Below are 2,948 nucleotides of genomic sequence, written 5' to 3'. Positions count from 1 at the left end.
GGAGAGTTTGATCCTGGCTCAGGACGAACGCTGGCGGCGTGCTTAACACATGCAAGTCGAACGCTGAAGGCTCAGCTTGCTGGGCTGGATGAGTGGCGAACGGGTGAGTAACACGTGAGTAACCTGCCCTCTTCTTTGGGATAACGGTCGGAAACGGCTGCTAATACCGGGTATTCACTGTCCTTCGCATGGGGGGTGGTGGAAAGGTTTTTTCTGGTGGGGGATGGGCTCGCGGCCTATCAGCTTGTTGGTGGGGTGATGGCTTACCAAGGCTTTGACGGGTAACCGGCCTGAGAGGGTGACCGGTCACATTGGGACTGAGATACGGCCCAGACTCCTACGGGAGGCAGCAGTGGGGAATATTGCACAATGGGCGAAAGCCTGATGCAGCGACGCCGCGTGAGGGATGAAGGCCTTCGGGTTGTAAACCTCTTTCGCTCATGGTCAAGCCGCAACTCAAGGTTGTGGTGAGGGTAGTGGGTAAAGAAGCACCGGCTAACTACGTGCCAGCAGCCGCGGTAATACGTAGGGTGCGAGCGTTGTCCGGAATTATTGGGCGTAAAGGGCTTGTAGGCGGTTTGTCGCGTCTGCCGTGAAATCCTCTGGCTTAACTGGGGGCGTGCGGTGGGTACGGGCAGACTTGAGTGCGGTAGGGGAGACTGGAACTCCTGGTGTAGCGGTGGAATGCGCAGATATCAGGAAGAACACCGGTGGCGAAGGCGGGTCTCTGGGCCGTTACTGACGCTGAGGAGCGAAAGCGTGGGGAGCGAACAGGATTAGATACCCTGGTAGTCCACGCTGTAAACGTTGGGCACTAGGTGTGGGGGCCACCCGTGGTTTCTGCGCCGTAGCTAACGCTTTAAGTGCCCCGCCTGGGGAGTACGGCCGCAAGGCTAAAACTCAAAGGAATTGACGGGGGCCCGCACAAGCGGCGGAGCATGCGGATTAATTCGATGCAACGCGAAGAACCTTACCAAGGCTTGACATGCACGGCGGCACTGCAGAGATGTGGTGGCATTTAGTTGGTCGTGTGCAGGTGGTGCATGGTTGTCGTCAGCTCGTGTCGTGAGATGTTGGGTTAAGTCCCGCAACGAGCGCAACCCTTGCCCTATGTTGCCAGCACGTTATGGTGGGGACTCGTGGGGGACTGCCGGGGTTAACTCGGAGGAAGGTGGGGATGACGTCAAATCATCATGCCCCTTATGTCTTGGGCTTCACGCATGCTACAATGGCTGGTACAGAGGGTTGCGATACTGTGAGGTGGAGCGAATCCCTTAAAGCCGGTCTCAGTTCGGATTGGGGTCTGCAACTCGACCCCATGAAGGTGGAGTCGCTAGTAATCGCAGATCAGCAACGCTGCGGTGAATACGTTCTCGGGCCTTGTACACACCGCCCGTCACGTCACGAAAGTTGGTAACACCCGAAGCCCATGGCCTAACCGTTTGGGGGGAGTGGTCGAAGGTGGGATTGGCGATTGGGACGAAGTCGTAACAAGGTAGCCGTACCGGAAGGTGCGGCTGGATCACCTCCTTTCTAGGGAGCCCATTTTAGGGGGATGCGCGCCTGGCTGGTTTGGTTGGGTGTGTGTTTCTTGTGCCTGCATTAAGTCACTACTGTTTGGGTGGTGGGTGTGGGTGCGTTTTTGGGTTGGGCATAAATGTTATGCAAGAGGCAAGCATGCTGTCGGGTTCACGTTCAACACCTGTTGGGCGATAAGCCCACAACTGTTGATGCTGGATGGTTTTCTGGTGTTGGTGGTTGTGTGGTGTGTTGTTTGTGATCTGTATAGTGGTTGATGAGCATCTTTATTGCAATTGAAACCTGTTCTCTAAAATTTTTTTTGTTTTAGGGTTTTGTTTCTTTTTTGTTTTTTGTGTCTGTGGTTTTGTTTAGTTTTTGTGGGCATTCGGTGGATGCCTTGGCACTCAGAGCTGATGAAGGACGTGGCGGTCTGCGATATGCCTTAGGGAGTTGACGAGCGAGCGTTGATCTAAGGATTTCCGAATGGGGGAACCTAGCTGGTGTTATGGCCAGTTACCATCACTTGAATGAAATAGGGTGGTGGGGGGAACGCGGGGAAGTGAAACATCTCAGTACCCGTAGGAGAAGATATTCCGTGAGTAGTGGCGAGCGAAAGCGGAGGAGGCTAAACCTTGTGCGTGTGATAGGCGGCGGCCGTTGCGCATGGGGTGTTGTGGGGCATGATCGTTCGCCTTCTGCCGGGGGTGGGCATGGTGTGTTGTTGGTGGTTGAACCTCTTGGGATGGGGGACCGTAGTGCGTGATAGTCGTGTAGGCCAGCCGGTGACATGTTGTGTGGGTTGTGTTCCCGAGTAGTGCGGGACTCGTGAAATCTCGTGTGAATCTGCCAGGACCACCTGGTAAGCCTAAATACTACTGAGTGACCGATAGTGCATAGTACCGTGAGGGAATGGTGAAAAGTACCCCGGGAGGGGAGTGAAATAGTACCTGAAACCGGATGCTTTTAAGCCGTCAGAGCCTTGTGGGGTGATGGCGTGCCTTTTGAAGAATGAGCCTGCGAGTCAGTGGCATGTGGCGTGCTTAACCCGTGTGGGGTATGCGTAGCGAAAGCGAGTCTGAAATATGGCGTTTGTCGCGTGTTCTGGACCCGAAGCGGGGTGATCTACCCATGGCCAGGTTGAAGCAAGGGTAAGACTTTGTGGAGGACCGAACCCACCAGGGTTGAAAACCTGGGGGATGAGCTGTGGGTAGGGGTGAAAGGCCAATCAAACTCCGTGATAGCTGGTTCTCCCCGAAATGCATTTAGGTGCAGCGTTGTGTGGTTCCTGTTGGAGGTAGAGCTACTGGATGGCCGATGGGCCCTGTGGGTTACTGACGTCAGCCAAACTCCGAATGCCAATAGGGTTGAGCATGGCAGTGAGACTGCGGGGGATAAGCTTCGTAGTCGAGAGGGAAACAGCCCAGATC

2 rRNA genes are annotated in these 2,948 nt (G+C 55.0%); both read left to right on the top strand.

The window, feature by feature from the left end:
* A 16S ribosomal RNA gene (locus HMPREF1627_RS02130) occupies positions 1-1,533 on the top strand.
* A gap of 353 nt (positions 1,534-1,886) precedes the next feature.
* A 23S ribosomal RNA gene (locus HMPREF1627_RS02125) occupies positions 1,887-2,948 on the top strand; the annotation flags it as partial.

This window comes from Actinomyces sp. S6-Spd3 (genome assembly GCF_000758755.1).
Lineage (GTDB): Bacteria > Actinomycetota > Actinomycetes > Actinomycetales > Actinomycetaceae > Pauljensenia.
This window is presented reverse-complemented; position numbering and strand designations above follow the sequence as displayed.